The organism is Sphingomonas sp. LH128, from assembly GCF_000293195.2.
In the GTDB taxonomy this organism is placed as follows: Bacteria; Pseudomonadota; Alphaproteobacteria; order Sphingomonadales; family Sphingomonadaceae; genus Novosphingobium; species Novosphingobium resinovorum_A.
This window is the reverse complement of the sequence record NZ_ALVC01000321.1, coordinates 1-1,725: the sequence shown is the minus strand read 5'-3', so window position 1 is coordinate 1,725 and position 1,725 is coordinate 1. Positions and strand designations below refer to the sequence as shown.

The 1,725-nt window shown below is 65.6% G+C and carries 1 protein-coding gene; it reads left to right on the top strand.

Annotated elements, in window-relative coordinates; all coding sequences use genetic code 11:
* Positions 1-173 precede the first annotated feature (173 nt).
* The gene (locus LH128_RS23025; protein ID WP_008832094.1) at positions 174-1,688 is read left to right on the top strand and encodes a replicative DNA helicase; all 1,515 of its coding nucleotides are present in this window, start codon (positions 174-176) and stop codon (positions 1,686-1,688) included.
* The last annotated feature ends 37 nt before the right edge of the window (positions 1,689-1,725 follow it).

Sequence of the window (1,725 nt, the reverse complement as noted above, 5' to 3'; positions counted from 1 at the left end):
CCACCCCCAACCCCTCCCGCTTGCGGGAGGGGAGCGAGACTTGGGCCGCAGGCCCTAGTCGCAGCGGGGTGGGCAGCGCCGCACACAGCCCACACACATCCACAGCTTGTGGATTAATATCCCTCCCCGCCTGACTTGTTCGCGCAGCGCTGCCGGAGCATTGTCCGGCGCTTATGGTCCAGCCTGTTGCCCTTGCCCGTACCGATGGTGCGGAAGTCCGAACCCTGCCCGCGAACGTCGAGGCGGAAGCCGCGTTCCTCGGCGCGGTCCTCATCGACAACCGCGTGATCGAGGAACTGCAGACCCCGCTCACCCCGCTCCATTTCTTCGAGCCCGTCCACGGCCGCCTCTACGAGCGCATCCTGCAGCTGCTAGACCGCAAGGCGGTGGTCACGCCGGTCACCCTGCGCCCCTATTTCGAGGCCGACGAATCGCTGAAGGCGCTGGGCGGCGTCGCCTATCTCGCCCGGCTTACGGCAGACGGCCAGGGCCTGCTCGCCCCGCGTGAGCTGGCCGAGCAGATCTACGACCTTGCCCTGCTGCGCGAACTGATCTCGGTCGGCCGCAATCTGGTCGAGAGCGCGATGGATACCTCCGAATCGGTCGAGCCGATGGAGCAGATCGAGCACGCCGAAGCCGCGCTCTACAAAGTGGCCGAAGGCGCCGCGACGCAGAACGAGGCCAAGAGCTTCGGCTCCGCCACCCGCGTCGCGATCCAGGCGATCGAAAAGGCGTTCAATTCGGGCGGCCACATCTCGGGCAAGACCACCGGCCTCACCTCGGTCAACCAGAAGATCGGTGGCCTTCACGATTCCGACCTTATCATCCTTGCCGGACGTCCCGGCATGGGGAAGACCTCGCTGGTCACCAACATCGCCTTCAACACCGCGCAGCGCTACGTCGACGACACCGTGCGCGACGGCATGCCACACGAGAAGTCGGTGGGCGCGCCGGTGGCTTTCTTCAGCCTCGAAATGAGCGCCGACCAGCTAGCGACACGTATTCTGGCCGAGCAGTCCAACATCAGCTCCGAAGCGCTGCGCATGGGCAAGATCAGCCGCGAGGACTTCCAGTCGCTGTCTTTCGCCAGCCAGCGCCTTGCCGAACTGCCGCTCTACATCGATGACAGCCCTGGCCTGACGATCGCCGGCCTGCGCACCCGCGCCCGGCGCCTCAAGCGCCGCCACAACATTGGCCTCGTCATCATCGACTACCTGCAGCTGCTGTCCGGGTCGGGCCGCGCCAACGACAACCGCGTGAACGAAATCTCCGAGATTTCGCGCGGCCTCAAGACGCTGGCCAAGGAACTGGGCGTTCCGGTGATCGCGCTCTCGCAGCTCTCCCGTGCGGTGGAACAGCGTGACGACAAACGCCCGATGCTGTCCGACCTTCGCGAATCGGGCTCGATCGAGCAGGACGCCGACATGGTCTGGTTCGTCTACCGCGAAGACTACTACGTGAAGGCGACCGAGCCCAAGTTCCCCAGCGACACCGACGGCGTCGATGTCAAGGACAAGTGGGAGACCTGGCGCGCCAAGATGGAGGAGGTCACCGGCCTCTCCGAACTGATCATCGCCAAGCAGCGCCACGGCGCCACCGGCAAGGTCCGCCTGCGCTTCGAAGCACGCATCACCAAGTTCTCCGACCTCGCCCCCGACGACATGCGCGCCGCATTCGAAAGCGACTGATCGCGCAAATCCTCCCTGCCGCGCAGCGATGGGGAGG